Genomic DNA, 16,230 nt, shown 5'->3' on the forward strand with positions numbered 1-16,230 from the left:
CGCCCGGCCGGCGCCCGCCGGCAGAACGCGCGCGTCTTCAATGTTTTGAGCGATTGAGCGCCAATCGCCGCAAGAAGTGAACAACTATTCAGACCGAATGACAAGGTGGATTGTAAGGATTTTGCGACAGCCGCAGGCGCCCCTGGGGAGGCGCCACCAGACGCGGCCCAAGCGCGCGCCTGAAGGTGGATAAACACCGCAAGCGGCGCGTGCTTTGCGCGCCGCCGTTATCCTCATCTTAAAGGTGGCTGAGGGAATGTACCGCCCTCACTTCCGGGTGCGGTCATGGCTGAATCGGACGCCCGCCTTGCCTGGCGGCTTTTCAATCTCAACTGGATCCTGATTGCCGCGATGAGCAGCGTGCTGCTGTTCGCGGTCCTGTTCGCAGGCTTCACGCTTGAGCCGGTTTCGCTTGGCGTGATGAGCGGAATGGCCGGCCAATTCGCGCTGATGGTCTACCTGTATTTCTGGGCGCGCGGATCCGCAGCCGACCCCAAGCTGATCTTCGGATTGGGCGCCATCGCCCAGCTCCTCCTGATCGTCGTGATCATGGGACCGCTCACCTATGTGGTGCTCGCGATCAACTGGCCGCTGCAGGACCAGACGTTCCTGGCGGTCGATCGCGCGATGGGCCTGGATCCGGAAACCCTCATCAGGTTCGTGAACGATCACGCCTGGGTGATGACATCGCTCGAGACCGGATATGGATTCATCAAATGGTTTCTGCTGGCCATTCCGATCATCCTCGCCGCTACGCTGCGGTTGGTGAGGCTCCAGCTGTTCGTCGCGGCATTCGCCCTTGCGCTTGCCGTCACGCTCCTGATCTCGGCTTTCGTTCCGGCGGTCGGCACCTTCTACGGCCTCAACATCTCGCCCGCTGATTTTCCGGCACTGAGCACCAAGACCTATGCCGCACAGCTACGCGACATCCTGGCCGTGCAGTCCGGCGTGCTGCGTCACCTCGAATTGTTCAAGCTGGCAGGCGTCGTGTCGTTCCCGAGCTTCCATGCCGCATCGGCGGTTCTCTACATGTGGGCGCTGTGGCCGGTGCGCGGCATTGGAATTGTCGCCGCCGCGATGAACACCCTGACGATCGTATCGACGCCGGTGATCGGAGCCCACTACATGATCGACGTCATCGGGGGCGTGGCGCTCGCGGTGATCAGCATTGCGGTCGTCAAATACGCACTCGCCTTCGTCGCCGGACACCCGGCCACCGCCGACATCGGTTATGTCGCGGCAGCGCCGCTGGAAGCCGACGCACGCTGAACGCCGCCGCGTGGGTGACGGGGATAGCAGCAAACCGCTATGTGCCGCCCTTGCCGCGCTCTTTGACAGGGATCACGAACTTCAATCCTGACCAGACGTCATCAACTGCACAGACCTTGACGTCGACGAGGCCCGCGACAAGCCCGGTCTCGCGGACCTCTTTCTCGGTGACATCAGTCGCGACGCCGGAGGCCTTCTTCGGCCACGACACCCAGATCATACCGTCGGGCGCGATCGCCTGCCGATAGAGGCGCAGCTTGGCGGCGAGCCCCCTAGCCTCGGCCGCAAACAGATGCACGACGTCGAGCGGGGCCTTCGCGGCCTTCACTAACAGCACATCGGCGGGCAATTCGCCGACGATGTCGCGATAGGCCACCGACAACCCGTCCACAAAAATGCGAAAGCCTGGCTTGAGGCCGAGCTTCTGCACCGTCGACCTGCCGGAATAGCCAGCCATGACCGCCCGCCCACTTACAGACGCTTCGCCGCAATGGCGTTCGAAATCAGGGCTCGAACACCGGCGCGATGGAAGGGAACGATGAAGAACAGATAGATCTTGCCGAACAAATTATGCACGCTGCAGACCGTCGTGACGATGACGCTCGTCCCACTATTGTCCCGTACCTTCAGCACCGACAGTCGAAAATCGAGATGTTTGTTGTTTCGCCCGGCGACGACCTCGTTCTCGGCGATGAAATAGACCGGCCAGGGTCCGATCTTGTCGCCCACGCGGTATTCGCTCCTGATGGCGGGATTCATGATCTCCCCGACGGTCGGCGTCTCCAGGCCAACCAGCCCCGCGATCGCGTTGCGGACGATCAGCAGGAGCTTCATCCAGAACGGCGTATGCCCGAACAGCGCGAAGAAGACATCGACGATCCCGAGATCGGGACGCGTCAGCACCGCGCGGTACGAATCGTGGAAATACGCTCTCTCGACGATTTCGCGGCCGAGCGCGCTGTCTGAGGGACAATCGCATTCGACGACGTGCATGGCGGCCCCTCGAATAGAATTGCTCAGTCCAAAAAAGAACGGGCGCCATGAAGCGCCCGTTCTGAATTCAATCGTTGAAAGCCATCTCCGTCACGCCTGCGGCTGCGGCTCCATGCCGGCATCCGGATCCGGACGCGGGCGCGGCTTGCCGGCCGGCGGCACAGCGGACGCGCGCGGTGTCGAGGGCTCCAGCACCGACTCGCGGTTGGGCTTCTTGCCCTTCAAGAGGTCGGTGATCTCGTCGCCGGTCAGCGTCTCGAACTCGAGCAGGCCCTTGGCCAGCGTCTCGAGATCCTCGCGCTTCTCGGTGAGGATCTTGGTCGCCTCCTTGTAGCCTTCCTCGACCAGACGCTTGATCTCGGAATCGATCTTCTGGACGGTCGCCTCCGACGCATTTTGCGTGCGCGACACCGACATGCCCAGGAACACCTCGTCCTGGTTCTCGCCATAGGACACGGTGCCGAGCTCTTCCGACAGGCCCCAGCGGGTCACCATCATACGCGCCAGGCGCGTGGCCTGCTCGATGTCGGAGGCGGCGCCCGAGGTCACCTTCTCGCGGCCGAAGATCAGCTCTTCCGCGACGCGGCCGCCCATCATGATGGCGAGACGCGAGGTCATCTGCTCAAGCGACATCGACAGCTTGTCGCGCTCCGGCAGCTGCATCACCATGCCGAGCGCACGACCGCGCGGGATGATGGTCGCCTTGTGGATCGGATCGGTCGCGACGACGTTGAGGCCGACGATGGCGTGGCCGCCCTCGTGATAGGCGGTCAACAGCTTCTCTTCCTCGGTCATCACGAGCGACTTGCGCTCGGCGCCCATCATCACCTTGTCCTTGGCCTCCTCGAACTCGGCCTGCGTCACCATCCGCTTGTTGCGGCGGGCGGCGGTCAGTGCGGCCTCGTTGACGAGGTTCATCAGGTCGGCGCCCGAGAAGCCGGGCGTGCCGCGCGCGATGGTCTTGAGGTTGATATCCGGCGCCAGCGGCACCTTGCGGACGTGAACCTTGAGAATCTGCTCGCGGCCGACGACGTCGGGATTCGGCACCACGACCTGGCGGTCGAAGCGGCCGGGACGCAGCAGCGCGGGATCGAGCACGTCGGGACGGTTGGTCGCCGCGATCAGGATCACGCCTTCGTTGGCCTCGAAGCCGTCCATCTCGACCAGCAACTGGTTCAGCGTCTGCTCACGCTCGTCATTGCCGCCGCCGAGGCCGGCGCCGCGATGACGGCCGACCGCGTCGATTTCGTCGATGAAGATGATGCACGGCGCATTCTTCTTGGCCTGCTCGAACATGTCGCGGACGCGGCTCGCACCGACGCCGACGAACATTTCGACGAAGTCAGAACCGGAGATGGTGAAGAACGGCACGTTGGCTTCGCCCGCGACCGCACGCGCGATCAGCGTCTTGCCGGTGCCGGGAGGTCCAACCAGCAGCACGCCGCGCGGAATCCGTCCACCGAGGCGCTGGAACTTGCCGGGGTCGCGCAGGAATTCGACGATCTCCTGCAAATCCTGCTTGGCCTCGTCGACGCCGGCGACGTCTTCGAACGTCACGCGGCCGTGCGCCTCGGTCAGCATCTTGGCGCGCGACTTGCCGAAGCCCATCGCCTTGCCGGCTCCGCCCTGCATCTGACGCGACAGGAAGATCCACACGCCGATCAGCGCGATGAACGGCAGCCAGGAGACGAGCAGCGAGACGAACCACGGCACGTTGTCGCCGGGCGGCTTCGCCGAGATCTGCACCTTGGCGTCGTAGAGCCGCTTCACCAGGTTCGGATCGCTCGGGGCATAGGTCTGGAAGCTCGTGCCATTGGTGAAGGTGCCGTGGATATCCGGTCCTTGGATCACGACGTCGCGGACATGGCCCTGGTCGACCTCGGTCAGAAGCTGCGAGAACGAGATATCCGAGGAAGCGGAGCGCTGGCCGGGATTCTGGAAAAGCGTGAACAACGCCAGCAGCAACAAGACGATGATGACCCAGAGGGCGAAATTCCGCAGATTGGCGTTCATGGTCTTCCTTCGTGGTCGCGCGGATCGCGGCCTCTCATATCCTTGGGCAGCTCTGTGGGAATCCCCAGGGAATCCATCCAGTCGATTGCACACAATCTAGGTGTCGCTGGGGTCAATGCCAAGGGAACCACGCAGGACTATTTAGCGCATCCTAGCGCGATTCCCGGTCAAAAAATGGCGCTGAATCCGGTGTTTTTCGGGGGTGGTTAAGCCTCTTTGGCCGATTATTACGGCGATTGAAACAATCGACCGGGCTCATCCGCTCCGGGTCCGGCGCGGTGGCGCCGGTTCGACCCGAATCCGGCCCTTGGCGATGCTGATGGCGGCCCCGGCGAGGGTCTGTTTGAGCGTTCCAGCGTGTTCCGCCGACGCCCGATCCAGCGCCGCGAGCAAGGTCTCGACCTTGCCGAGCTCGGCAGGCCCTTCATGACCAATTCGATCGATGGCGCGCTTGAGGAGACGCAGACGGATCTCCTCCGGCATGGCTGCGAACAACGCAGCGTCGAAGCCGGCACGCTCGGCCTCCCGATCCTTCAACGCAAGATAGCGTTCGGCACCATCCACCAGCACCTCCACCGCGGCATTGGCGCGGGCCAGCCGCGCGGCGAGCCGCGCGAGGTTTCGTGCATCGCCGCCCTCCTCCGCTAGCGCCGGCATCAATGCGCGCAGCCGCGGGCGCGTGAAGGCCGGATCGCGGTTGGTCGGATCGTCGGCGAAGCCGATCCGCGCCTTGTTCAGCGTCGCGATCAGCTGCGCCTTCGAAACGTCGAGCAGCGGCCGCGTCAGGCGCACGCCGTCGCGCTCGGTCTCGCGTGCCATCGCCGACAACCCGGCGATGCCGCTGCCGCGCAGCATCCGCATCAGCAAGGTCTCCGCCTGGTCGTCGCGCGTATGCGCGGTGAGAATGTGCGTCGCGCCATGCTTGCGCGCTGCCCGCGCCAGCAGGCGGTAGCGGGCGTCGCGGGCCGCAGCCGGCAATCCGGTCTTCGGCTTGGTCCCGGTCCATTTGAGCGTGTGGTGGGGCAGATCGAGCCCCTGCGCCAGCCGTTTGACGTCACGGGCCTCGCGCGCCGCTTCGGGGCGCAAGCCGTGATCGACGGTGACCGCGATCAGCCGCGGTCCCCGCGCGAGCGCACGGCGCCAGCGCGCCGCGAGCCACATCAGCGCCACGGAATCGGGGCCGCCGGACACGGCGAGCACGATCGCCGGCGCCGCGCCAAGGCCTGCGAACAGGCGCTTGGCATCCCTTGCCGAGATAGCGGATTGATCGTCGGACATCGCAGGACCAGCACGTTGCGGAGGCCGGGAGCGGCTTCCGCAACGCTGGTTTAGCACTTCACCCGCTTCTGCTCACGGTCGACGGCGGCCTTCACGCCGGCCGACGCCCGCGGGTATTTGCGCGAGACCTCGCCAAGCGCGGCGCAGGCAGCTTCCTTCTCCTTCAGCGCGGCCAGCGATTGGCCGAGCCGCAGCAGCGCGTCGGGCGCCTTGGCCGACTTGTCGTACTTGGTCGTGACGCCGAGGAAGGCCTCGGCGGCGTCGCGATATTGCTGACGCTGGAAGTAGCTTTCGCCGAGCCAGTATTGCGAGTCCGCGACCAACGGGTCGGCGGGGTACTTCTGCGCGAAGTTCTTCATCGTCTCTTCGGCGAGCGCGTAGTCCTTGCGCTGCATGTAGCCGATGCCGAGATCGAACTCGTCCTTCGACGTCGCCGACGGCGGCAGCGTGGTCAGCGCCGCGTTGGCCCCCGGCGCGCGCGGCGGAATGCCGGCCGTGTCGCGCGGGCTGGTACGGCCGAGATCGAGCGGCTCGCCCGGCCCGCGGCCGCCGGGGGCACCGACCGCCGGTTCGTTCGGCATCGGCATCTGACCGCCCCCGAGCGCACGCGGCGCGCCCGGCGCATTTGGATTCTGGCTTGGATCGAAGGCATCGCCGCGGCCACGGCGGCCCGGTGTGGCTGGCGCTGTCGGCTCCTGCACGATCGGCGCAGGCGCCGCGATTTGTGGCTGCTGGTCATATCCGCCCTGCGGCTGCCGGCCGTAACCCGGCTGCGGCTGTGCGTAACCGGGCTGGGCCGGTGGGTAGCCTTGCGGCTGCTGCGCGGGCGGCACTGCCGCAACGTTCGGCTGGGTGGCCGGGCTCGGCCCGCCCGGCGCCGCCGGCTGGCCGCCGAGCTGGCGCAGCCGCTCCTCGAGCTGGCGGTTGCGGTATTGCAGCTCCTCGTTCTGCCCGGTCAGCTGCCGAAGCTGGTTCTCGAGCCGCTGGATCCGCATCTCGTAATCAGAATCGTCGGATTGCGCAAAGACTGGCGAGGAAACGGCAAGCAGCACCGCGATCGCCGCGGCGGTGGAAAGGTGATGAATCCTGGATGACATTTTGCCCTGACGACGAGATCGACGTGACGAAAGCGCGCCACATTGAGAGAGGGAGTACGCCGGAATTGTGACTGCAGTTCCAATCCGGCGCCGGATCGAGCGGTATGGTTTAGCCTCGGCGCCGTAACAAGCAAGCAGCCAGTTTGACCTGTTCTCCACGATGCTGGCCGTTCATCAACCTGAAGGACATCTGACATGCATGTGCTGGTGAACGGGGTACGATTGTTCTTCGACGTGGAGGGCGCGAAATACGTCCCCGACGGCCCGGTGATGCGGGAAAAGCCGGTGCTGCTGCTGCTCCATGGCGGCCCCGGTTTCGATCATTCGATCTACAAGCCGGCCTATTCCGCCCTCGCCGATATCGCCCAGATCATCTATCTCGATCATCGCGGCAATGGCCGCAGCGACGATGGCCCGAAGGAAGGCTGGCACCTCGCGCAATGGGGCGACGACGTGCGCGCGTTCTGCGAGGCACTCGGCATCGTCGATCCGATCGTCCTCGGCGCATCATTCGGCGGCATGGTCGCGCTGGCCTACGCCACGCGCCATCCCGATCATCCATCAAAGCTGGTCCTGATCAGCACTGAAGCCGCTGGCGACAGCTATCTTGACCGGCGCGTCGCGCTGTTCGAGCGCTTCGGCGGGTCCGAGGTGGGCGCCCTCGCGCGCAGCCGATTCCTGGACCGTGACAGCCCGAGGGATCAGGCCGCGGCCGACGCCTGGCGAAGACTTGCCTTCCCGCTCTACACGCGCACCCCGCGCGACCCGCACATCGGAAGCCGGACGGTCGCAAGGCCGGAGGTCGGGCTGCATTTCTTTGCCAAGCCGGACGGCGAGAGCCACACGTTCAACCTGATCCCGCAGCTTCATCGCATCCGGTGCCCGACCCTTGTGATGGGCGGGGAAGACGATCCGATGCACCCGATCGAGAGCCAGGCGGATATCGCCGCGGCGCTCCCGGCGCATCTGGTGCGGTTCGAGCGATTTACGGATTGCGGGCATGGCGTCGTACCCGATGCGCCGGAACGGGCGATGGCGCTGATCCGCGAATTCGTTGCCCGCCCAAAATGAAACCGGCGCCCGAAGGCGCCGGTTGAAAGACCAGGCTTGCGCAAGTCTCTTAGGAGCTCGCGTTCAGCACCGTGACGGCGCGGCGGTTCTGCGACCAGCAGGAGATGTCGTTACAGACCGCGACCGGGCGCTCCTTGCCGTAGGAGATGGTGCGCATGCGGCTCGGATCGATGCCGCGCGAGGCGAGATAGGCACGGACCGACTGGGCACGGCGTGCACCGAGCGCGATATTGTATTCGCGGGTGCCGCGCTCGTCGGCGTGGCCCTCGATGGTGAAGGAGTAGCGGTTGTAGGTCTGCAGCCACTGCGCCTGCTTGTCGAGGGTCGCGATCGCCTGCGGGCTAAGATCGGTCTGGTCGCTCTCGAAAAACACGCGGTCGCCGACATTGACCACGAAATCCTGCTGGCTGCCCGGGGTCGCGGCGCTCGCCATCGCGCCATCGGCGCCCATGCCGTTCTTGTTGGCGCAGGCGCCCATCGACAGCGCCACCGCCAGAACCGCCGCCAGCTTCAAACCCTGGAGGATACGCATCTGATGTTTCATTCCGGAGCCTCCAACGCTCACGTTCTTCGTACTGTCATTCGGTCTACAGGGCGTTGGTTAAGCGAACGTTCCGTCAACCTTGATGGGACCTTGCCGGACCCCATCAAATGCCGGCTAACTCCGAAAAGCGCCCCCGATGGTTAATGGGTTGTAAATGTGGCGCGATGGTGAAGGCAAGCGCCCAAGGGGCCGGCATCAGCCGCTTTAACTGGCAATTTGCGGCCGGGAAGTCACCGTGCTGCGACAGAATCTTGCGGCGCGCGCGCTTGTAGCGGGCTGCAACGCAGACGGCGCGGGTGAAAATGCCGTGGCTCAGGCGCTCGGAACGATCGAGGTGCGCTCGAACGGCGACACGCTGAAGCCCGCGCGTTCGCCGGTCCGCTGGAACAGCATCCGCCGCTCGAAAGCGCTCGAGCGCATGAACGGGAAGCGCTGGAATACCCGCTCGCGAATCTCCGGATAGTTCGCGGCCATTAGGCCGACCGGCTTGATCAGTCCTGGAAACAGCTTCGGCTCCCCAAGCGGCTCCTGCAGGAACACCTTTCGATAGAACGCCCGATGCTCCGGACGGACATTGGCGAGGCCGATGTCGGCGTTGAAATGCCCGCAGGCCACATAGCCGAGCCGAACCGTGACATAGGGCAGTTCCGGAAAGATCCTTGCCTTGTCGGGATCGGCGACGAAGCGGGTCGGATCGATGATCGTCTTGCCGCGGTCGAGCTCGGGGTGAAGCAGATCGGAGAACATCTCCGACGACGGCGATCCCCGCCAGTCGCCGACCAGGACGCTGATACGGATCGAGCTGTAGAGTTCGCCCTTATAGTAAACGCCGAACGTAAAATTGTTCGGTTCGTCGTCATAGCGATCCGTGACCCGCTGGGATTCGGAGGGAAGTATGGCGCCTTCCCGCAAGTAGGCGCGGTAGCGCAGACGGTAGATTTCGTCCTTGTCCTCGGCCGTCTCGGCGAGCCGGTAGTCGACATGCTCGAGTGGATCGGCGCTACGCTCGGGAACAAGAGTGGCGACCTTCGCGGCGGATCTCATTTATCGCTCCTCACGCCGCAAACAACTTCTGCGAGCACCCGAATACCTTAACAGCTCCTTAACAAATCTGCAAAGGGATCGAGACGTTAGGGTTAACCCGTCAGCGCAATCTGGCGAGGCCCGGCCCGCAGGTCTGCGGTTCCAATTGGCTGCTTATGCGATCGAGCGCGAGGGAAACGGCAGCAACTGCTGCCCGTCGGCCGGCCGGCGGCCATGCGATGCATTGAGTAACTGACGGATGCGAGCTGCCGGAACCGGCCGGCTGAACAGGTAGCCCTGCGCCTCGGTCACCGCCCCGTCGGCGCTGATCAGCTCGAGCTGCTCGTTGGTCTCGATGCCTTCCACCACCACCGACATGCCGAGATCGGCAGAGAGCCGCGCCACGCCGCGCAGCAGCGTCAGCGGACGGTCGCTGTCGATGCCTTCCAGGAAGGAACGGTCGATCTTGACCTTCTGCAACGGGAAGTTGTGCAGGTAGCTCAGCGACGAATAGCCGGTGCCGAAATCGTCCAGCGAGATCCGCACGCCGAGCGAGCGCAGCTGCGACAGCACGTCGTGGGTCAGCTGGGTGTTGTGCAACAGCGAGGATTCGGTGATCTCGATCTCGAGCCGCTGCGCCGGTAGGCCGGACACCTCCAGTGCATAGCGCACCTCGCTCAGCACGTCGCGCTGGTGGAACTGCTGCGGCGAGAAGTTGACCGCGACGCTGACCGCCTCGGGCCACTTCATGCATTCCATGCACGCCTTGCGCAGGATCCAGCGGCCGAGATCGACGATCAGGCCCATGTCCTCGGCGACCGGAATGATGTCGACCGGCGAGACCGTGCCACGCACCGGATGATTCCAGCGCAACAGCGCCTCACACGTGGTCACCTTGCCGGACTTCAGGTTGATCAGCGGCTGATAGAACAGCTCGAATTCCTCGTTGGCGAGCGCCTTGCGCAGGTCGAGCTCGAGGATACGGCGCGCTTCGACGGTTTGCGCCATCTCGTCGCGGAAGAAGCAGAAGGTGCCGCGGCCGTCCGCCTTGGCGCGGTAGAGCGCCATGTCGGCATTCTTGAGCAGGGTATCGGCGCTGACGCCGGGGACGGTCATGGCGATGCCGACGCTGGCGCCGATCTCGACCAGATGGTTGTCGATCTTGTAACGCTCGCTCAGGCGGTCGACGATGCGCCGCGCGAGCCCCGCCGCGTCCTCGTGCGAATGGATGTTCTGCTGGAACACCACGAACTCGTCGCCGCCGAAGCGCGCCACGAAGTCCTCCGGCCGCAGCATCTCGCGCAGCCGGTCGGCGACCGCGCACAAGAGCTGGTCGCCGCAGGGATGGCCCAGCGTGTCGTTGATCTGCTTGAACTGGTCGAGGTCCACGAACAGCAAGGCGGCGCGGTGCTCGCCGCCGTGCTGCATCGCCAGCAACCGGCCGATCTCGTCGCGGAAGTTGACGCGGTTGGGCAGCGCGGTCAGTTCGTCATAGCGCGCCAGATGGCTGATCCTGGCCTCGGCGTCCTTGCGCTCGGTGATGTCCTCGACCAGCACGACGGTGCCGCCGCCGGCCATCGGCTGGAAGGTCCAGGACAGCGAGCGTTCCCGGCCGCCGCTGGGATCGCTGGTGACGATATCACCGGCCTGCGAGGTCTCGATCTCGGACAGGATCTGTTTCGCCGTGGCGGCCGAGATCGAGCCGGACACCACGCAGGCGTTGCAGATGTCGGCGGCGGTCGAGCCGCGCTGCACGAAGTCGTCCGAGAGGCTCATCATGTCGATGAAGCGGTGATTCATGACCGCGAGCCGCCCGTCGGCGAGGAACATGCTCAGGCCGTGCGGCATGTTGTTGAGCGCGGCATCGAACTGGCCGGCCAGCAGCGCCTCGCGCTCGCGGGCCACCAGCGCGCGCACGAACATCGCCTGCAGGCTGGTCGAGATGTGCCGCAGCGCGAGGAAGAACAGCACGTTCAGCATCGCAAGGCCGATGTAGTAGGGATTGCCGTGGATCGCGAGCGCGGCCGTCAGCGGCCCGCAGGCCAGCAGCATCTGGACGTGGAAGATCCACGGCCGTCCGTAGGTACGGCCGCCGCCGGCGGCGACGTAGCAAAGGGTCACCGAGGTCGCGATCATATGGGCGACGGCATCGTCGCTGCCGAGCAGCGCGACCAGGCACCATAGCCCAAGCGCCGCCGCGTACAGCATAGCGCCGATCTGGTAGCGGACCTCCCATCGCACGACGTCGCGCGGACTGACGTTTTCGCGCACCCGCTGGTACTGCCGGGTGTCGAGGGCGCGTGCCGCGCCGGTCACGACAAGCAGCGCGACGCACGGCCACAGCCAATCATTGCCCGTCTTCAGCGCCGTCATGATCGCGGCGACCGCTGCGCAGAGCGCGCCGGCGAACATCGGGCCGGGGTCGGTAAAAAGGGAGTCGATCAGCGCCGCGTAAATCGACGGCGACATTCTCTGATCGGGTTCTCCACTCTGGTGAGCGACCTGCATGCTGGGCGTACGCGTCCTTTGGGCTGCGTAGTTCTAACGGCCGCAGATGAAGTCTTTCTGAGGGAACATCGTTAGCGAGTCGTTGTCACGAACTCCGAGCGCAGGAAATTATCCTTGAAAATCAGTGCGCTAGGCAAGATTTGCCGGTTAACAACGGGGTTCCCCGGTGTGGCACGGAGCCCGTCACGACAGCAGCGGCGACCACGCCGGATCGGAGGCGAAACCGGGCGTCGGCACCCGCAGCTCATTGCGCCCGGAGACATCCACCGTGTACAGCGACGGCCCGCCATTGCCGCCGGGATCGCGGAAGAACATCACCACCCGCCCGTTCGGCGCGAAGGTCGGGCCCTCATTGTGGAAGCCCGAGGTCAGGATGCGTTCGCCCGAGCCGTCGGTCTTCATGATGCCGATCGCGAATTGCCCGCCGCCCTGCTTGGTAAACGCAATGTAATCGCCGCGCGGCGACCACACCGGCGTGGAATAGCTGCCTTCGCCGAACGAGATGCGCTGCGCCGCGCCGCCGGTCGCCGGCATCACATAGATCTGCGGCTTGCCGCCGCGATCGGACTCGAAGCAGATCCGCGAGCCGTCGGGCGCATAGGACGGCGAGGTATCGATCGCCGGCGTGTCGGTCAGCCGCGTCATCGACTTCGAGCGCAGATCCATCACGAACAGGTTGGAGTTGCCGCCCTGCTGCAGGCTCATGATGATGCGCTGGCCGTCCGGCGAGAAGCGCGGCGAGAACGACATGCCGGGGAAATTGCCGACGATCTCGCGCTGGCCGGTCTCGATGTTGAGCAGGTAGACCCGCGGGTCGCCCTGCCCGAACTCCATATAGGTGATTTCCTGGGTCGACGGCGAGAAGCGCGGGGTCAGCACGAGGTCCGCACCGCGGGTCAGATAGCGCACATTGGCGCCGTCCTGATCCATCAGCGCCAGCCGCTTGACGCGGCGCTCCTTCGAGCCGGTCTCATCGACGAACACGACACGGCTGTCGAAATAGCCCTTCTCGCCGGTCAGCCGCTCATAGATCTGGTCAGAGATGATGTGGGCGATGCGCCGCCAGTACTCCGCCGACGTATCGTATTGCTGGCCGGCGAGCTGCTGGCCGGTGTTGACGTCCCAGAGGCGGAATTCCGCCTTCACGCGCCCGTTGGCCTGGCGCGTCATGCGTCCGGTCACCAGCGCCTGCGCGTTGATGCTCTTCCAGTTGTTGAAGTTCGGCGCGGCGTCGATATTGATCTGCTTCTCGAGATAGGCCGCCTGGTCGATCGGCGCGAACAGGCCGCTGCGCTTGAGGTTGTTGGTGATGACCTGCGTGACGCCGACGCCGACCTCGGCATCACCAGGCGTGCCTGCGGCGAAGTTCGGTATCGCGATCGGCAACGGCGCGAAGTCGCCTTCCGGAATGATCACCTTCTTCGGCCCCTGCGCCAACGCGCTACGGCTTCCGGCCAGCGCAGCGGCCATTCCGGAAATCATCTGTCGGCGGTTCAGGCGGAATGTCATCGCACGCAAATCATCTGTGTCGGTCATTGTCGGCAGGCTTTGTTTGATATTGTCCAAGCGACGCCAGCGCCCTCAGGTCTTTCGCTCTGTGAACACTGGCGCAAAATACTTCCATTCGTCGAAAAAGGCCGCCGGCAGCTTGTACGGCTGGCACTCGATGATCGCTCGCAGCGCGCTCTCCTGGTAGACGCGCAGATACGGCGTCGCCGGGGTGCCTTCCGGCACCGGCATGCCTTCGAGCGTGCCGTCGCGCTTGAGCTTGATCTCGAACACGGCTTCGGTCTGCATTGCCTCGATGCCGCCATAGGGTTTCTTCCAGCAGCGTTCGACCTGCTGCTTGAACATCGCGCCCCAGGTTGCGGAATTGTCGGCGGCCTTGCCCTTCGAGGTGCCGAGCGCAGCGTTGGAATTGAGCGTATCGCCGGTCACGGCGGCGCGCGTCGGATCACGCTTGTCGAGCAGCGCTGCGATCTTGCTCTGATCGAAGGTGCGCTCCTTTGGCTTCTGCTCCGGCGGCTTGGCAGCCTGCTGCACGGGCGGCTTCGGTGGCTGCTTCTTCTCTTCCTTCTTGATCGCTTCCGCGATCGCATCGGGCTTCACCGGATCAGGCTTTTTCTCTTCCGGCTTCGGCTCTTCCTTCGGCTTGTTCTCGACCTTCTTCGGCGGATCCGGCTTCTTCTCTTCCGGCTTCTGCTCCACCTTCGGCGTCGGCGGCGGCGCCGTGTCGGTCACGACCGGCGGCTTCTTTTCCTCAATCTTGCCGACGGCATCGTCGACCGGCTTGGCCTCCGCGACCTTCTCGACCAGCGGCTTGGGATTTTCCTTCTTGCCGTCCTTCTGGCCCGCCATGACATGGGAGAGCTGATCGGAGGAGATCACGTCGACGGCAACCGAGTCCTCTTCCGGCATGACGAAGGCCTTGGACGAAAACGAAATCAGGCCCCACCCGATCACGATGACGTGCAGGACAATCGACGCCGCCAGTGTCTTGTCGACCTTGACCTTCAAATCAGGCTTCCCCGTGCCGCCTTCCGCGCATGGCCTTAAGACCCTCCCTCCGGGATGATCACGATGTTGGCCTTGAACCCCGCAGTGCGGACCTGGCCCAGCAATTTCATCATGTCAGTGTAACAGACGTCCTTGTCGCCGCGCAGATAAACCACGCTCTCGGCATCCGACCGGGTCTCCCGGATCGCCTTGATCTTGGGCAACAGGTCGGGCGCCGTAATCGGCGCGTCGCCGAGATAGAGCTCGACATTCGAGTTGCAACCGCCATTGGTCCGCTTCACCGACAGCGTCAAAGGCGGCGCGTTCGACGACATCGACTTGCCGCCGCTGGCGATCGGCAGATCGATGTCGATGTTCGAGGTCATCAGCGGCGCCGCCACCATGAAGATGATCAAGAGCACCAGCATCACGTCGACCATCGGCGTGACGTTGATCTCGGCCATCACCGGCTTGCGCCCGCGGCGGCGTCCGCCACCGCCGGACCCTGCCATGCTCATCGCCATGATCGTGCGCTCACAAAAGTGCCCATCACGTCATCTCTTTGTTTGAGCATGATCGTCTCGGAAAACCGGTACCCACTTTTCCGGATCATGCTCTACCCCCGCTCGTCGATCTGACGCGACAGGATGGCGGAGAACTCGTCGGCGAACCCCTCCAGGCGCTGGGCCTGCCGGTTCACCTCCGAGGTGAACTTATTGTAGAAAATTGTCGCCGGAATTGCGGCGATCAGGCCGATGGCGGTCGCAAACAGGGCTTCTGCGATGCCCGGCGCCACCACCGCGAGTGAGGTGTTTTTCGAGGCCGCGATCGACTGGAAGCTCGACATGATGCCCCAGACGGTGCCGAACAGGCCGACAAAGGGGCCGGCCGAGCCGACGGTGGCGAGCACCAGCAGCCGCCGTTCCAGCCGTTCCACCTCGCGGGCGATCGAGACGTTCATCACCTTCTCGATCCGCGCCTGCAGGCCGGCGAACGACCGCGACTGGCTCTCGAAGGAGCGCTTCCACTCCCGCATGGCGGCGACGAAGCAGGCCGCCATCGACTGGGTCGGCTTGGCCGACAGCGACCGGTAGAGCTCCTCAATCGACTGGCCGGACCAGAAGGCCTGCTCAAAACGGTCCATGGCGCGCTTGGTCCGGGCGTAAAGCAGGATCTTGTCGATCGCGATGGCCCAGACCCAGACCGAGCAGGCCAGAAGCCCGAGCATGACCGCCTTCACGACCCAATGGGCCTGCAGGAACAGCGCGATCAGCGACACGTCGCTCGACGCCAGGGGCAGAGCTGACTGAGCCACGTCGGCGGGATTCATCGGCAATATCCTCTCAACGCAAGTGTCCTAATTTAGGCGGGCCGCAATCGGCACCGGTTTCACGGCCACGCGCCAGGCGCTGCAAAAACTGCGCGAGAGCCTTTTACATCTGTCGCATGGGGGGCCCGTCCAAAGCCGGGTCCTGCTTCCCCTGCCAACATGTCAAAACGAGGGCTTTTCACGCGGCATTCCGACCCTAACCAAACGCTAATCATGGTTAAGGCGAGGTTACCAAAGGCAGATTCCGGGCCGGGAAATGCCGGCCGGCGAGCCGCTTGGCGGGTTCCATGGGACGGGTTCCGCGGGAGTACCCGGCTTCCTGCCGTCAACTCGAGAACTGTCGGCACGCGCGTCCTCCTTGCGTCGTCCTGGCGAAAGCCAGGACCCATAACCACCGGCGTCGGTTGTCGGTGGGATCGCGGCCGCAGCACGGCGCATCAATTGGCATTCGGGGTAATGGGTCCCGGCCTTCCAGGCCGTGCAAAAACCACGCTCTGATGTTGGATTTGGGAGGCAGAGACTGATTCGGGGGCAGGATGGCACACGTCATTGGCCAGTCGCGCTATCAGGCGACACTGTATCCAGAGACGTTGGACGAGGTGATCGCG

14 protein-coding genes are annotated in these 16,230 nt (G+C 64.5%); 2 read left to right on the plus strand and 12 right to left on the minus strand.

Annotated features, from left to right (window positions below; translation table 11 throughout):
- Window positions 1–285: 285 nt before the first annotated feature.
- Window positions 286–1,269 (plus strand): phosphatase PAP2 family protein, encoded by a 984-nt coding sequence (locus ACFFWD_RS28745; RefSeq protein ID WP_376971005.1) that lies wholly within the window; start codon window positions 286–288, stop codon window positions 1,267–1,269.
- A 37-nt stretch (window positions 1,270–1,306) separates the two neighbouring features.
- On the opposite strand, the gene ACFFWD_RS28750 is transcribed toward ACFFWD_RS28745, so the two are convergent.
- From ACFFWD_RS28750 to ybgF, 5 genes are all read right to left on the minus strand, one after another.
- Window positions 1,307–1,726 carry a DUF3052 family protein gene (locus ACFFWD_RS28750; protein WP_376971007.1) on the minus strand — a complete coding sequence of 140 codons (420 nt, stop codon included), beginning with the start codon at window positions 1,724–1,726 and terminating at the stop codon, window positions 1,307–1,309.
- Between the two features lie 14 nt (window positions 1,727–1,740).
- Window positions 1,741–2,262 (minus strand): DUF2867 domain-containing protein, encoded by a 522-nt coding sequence (locus ACFFWD_RS28755; RefSeq protein ID WP_376971009.1) that lies wholly within the window; start codon window positions 2,260–2,262, stop codon window positions 1,741–1,743.
- Between the two features lie 90 nt (window positions 2,263–2,352).
- Window positions 2,353–4,275, minus strand: coding sequence for an ATP-dependent zinc metalloprotease FtsH (gene ftsH / locus ACFFWD_RS28760; protein WP_376971011.1), 1,923 nt, complete (start codon window positions 4,273–4,275; stop codon window positions 2,353–2,355).
- A gap of 255 nt (window positions 4,276–4,530) precedes the next feature.
- Complete coding sequence (tilS, locus tag ACFFWD_RS28765; RefSeq protein ID WP_376971013.1) at window positions 4,531–5,553, minus strand: tRNA lysidine(34) synthetase TilS; 1,023 nt, start codon at window positions 5,551–5,553, stop codon at window positions 4,531–4,533.
- A 50-nt stretch (window positions 5,554–5,603) separates the two neighbouring features.
- Entirely contained in the window at window positions 5,604–6,650 is a 1,047-nt protein-coding gene (gene ybgF, locus ACFFWD_RS28770) for a tol-pal system protein YbgF (RefSeq protein ID WP_376971015.1), read from the minus strand.
- Window positions 6,651–6,845: 195 nt separating this feature from the next.
- Here ybgF and ACFFWD_RS28775 point away from each other — a divergent pair, with 195 nt between their 5' ends.
- Entirely contained in the window at window positions 6,846–7,721 is an 876-nt protein-coding gene (locus tag ACFFWD_RS28775; protein WP_376971017.1) for an alpha/beta fold hydrolase, read from the plus strand.
- 49 nt (window positions 7,722–7,770) lie between these two features.
- Here ACFFWD_RS28775 and pal read toward each other — a convergent pair whose 3' ends face one another.
- From pal to tolQ, 7 genes are all read right to left on the minus strand, one after another.
- A complete protein-coding gene (gene pal, locus ACFFWD_RS28780) occupies window positions 7,771–8,265 on the minus strand; it encodes a peptidoglycan-associated lipoprotein Pal (protein ID WP_376971019.1) in 495 nt (164 codons plus the stop codon).
- Window positions 8,266–8,577: 312 nt separating this feature from the next.
- Window positions 8,578–9,309, minus strand: coding sequence for an N-acyl amino acid synthase FeeM domain-containing protein (locus tag ACFFWD_RS28785; RefSeq protein ID WP_376971024.1), 732 nt, complete (start codon window positions 9,307–9,309; stop codon window positions 8,578–8,580).
- A 153-nt stretch (window positions 9,310–9,462) separates the two neighbouring features.
- Window positions 9,463–11,796 (minus strand): putative bifunctional diguanylate cyclase/phosphodiesterase, encoded by a 2,334-nt coding sequence (locus ACFFWD_RS28790; RefSeq protein WP_376971026.1) that lies wholly within the window; start codon window positions 11,794–11,796, stop codon window positions 9,463–9,465.
- Window positions 11,797–11,979: 183 nt separating this feature from the next.
- Window positions 11,980–13,305: a Tol-Pal system beta propeller repeat protein TolB gene (gene tolB / locus ACFFWD_RS28795; protein ID WP_376971028.1), complete on the minus strand. Its 1,326-nt coding sequence runs from the start codon at window positions 13,303–13,305 to the stop codon at window positions 11,980–11,982.
- Window positions 13,306–13,377: 72 nt separating this feature from the next.
- Window positions 13,378–14,313 (minus strand): cell envelope integrity protein TolA, encoded by a 936-nt coding sequence (gene tolA / locus ACFFWD_RS28800; protein WP_376971030.1) that lies wholly within the window; start codon window positions 14,311–14,313, stop codon window positions 13,378–13,380.
- 35 nt (window positions 14,314–14,348) lie between these two features.
- Window positions 14,349–14,816 carry a biopolymer transporter ExbD gene (locus ACFFWD_RS28805; protein WP_376971032.1) on the minus strand — a complete coding sequence of 156 codons (468 nt, stop codon included), beginning with the start codon at window positions 14,814–14,816 and terminating at the stop codon, window positions 14,349–14,351.
- Between the two features lie 92 nt (window positions 14,817–14,908).
- Complete coding sequence (tolQ, locus tag ACFFWD_RS28810; protein WP_376971034.1) at window positions 14,909–15,622, minus strand: protein TolQ; 714 nt, start codon at window positions 15,620–15,622, stop codon at window positions 14,909–14,911.
- Between the last annotated feature and the right edge of the window lie 608 nt (window positions 15,623–16,230).

Origin of the sequence: Bradyrhizobium erythrophlei, assembly GCF_042430365.1 — a bacterium.
Taxonomy (GTDB): Bacteria; Pseudomonadota; Alphaproteobacteria; order Rhizobiales; family Xanthobacteraceae; genus Bradyrhizobium; species Bradyrhizobium erythrophlei.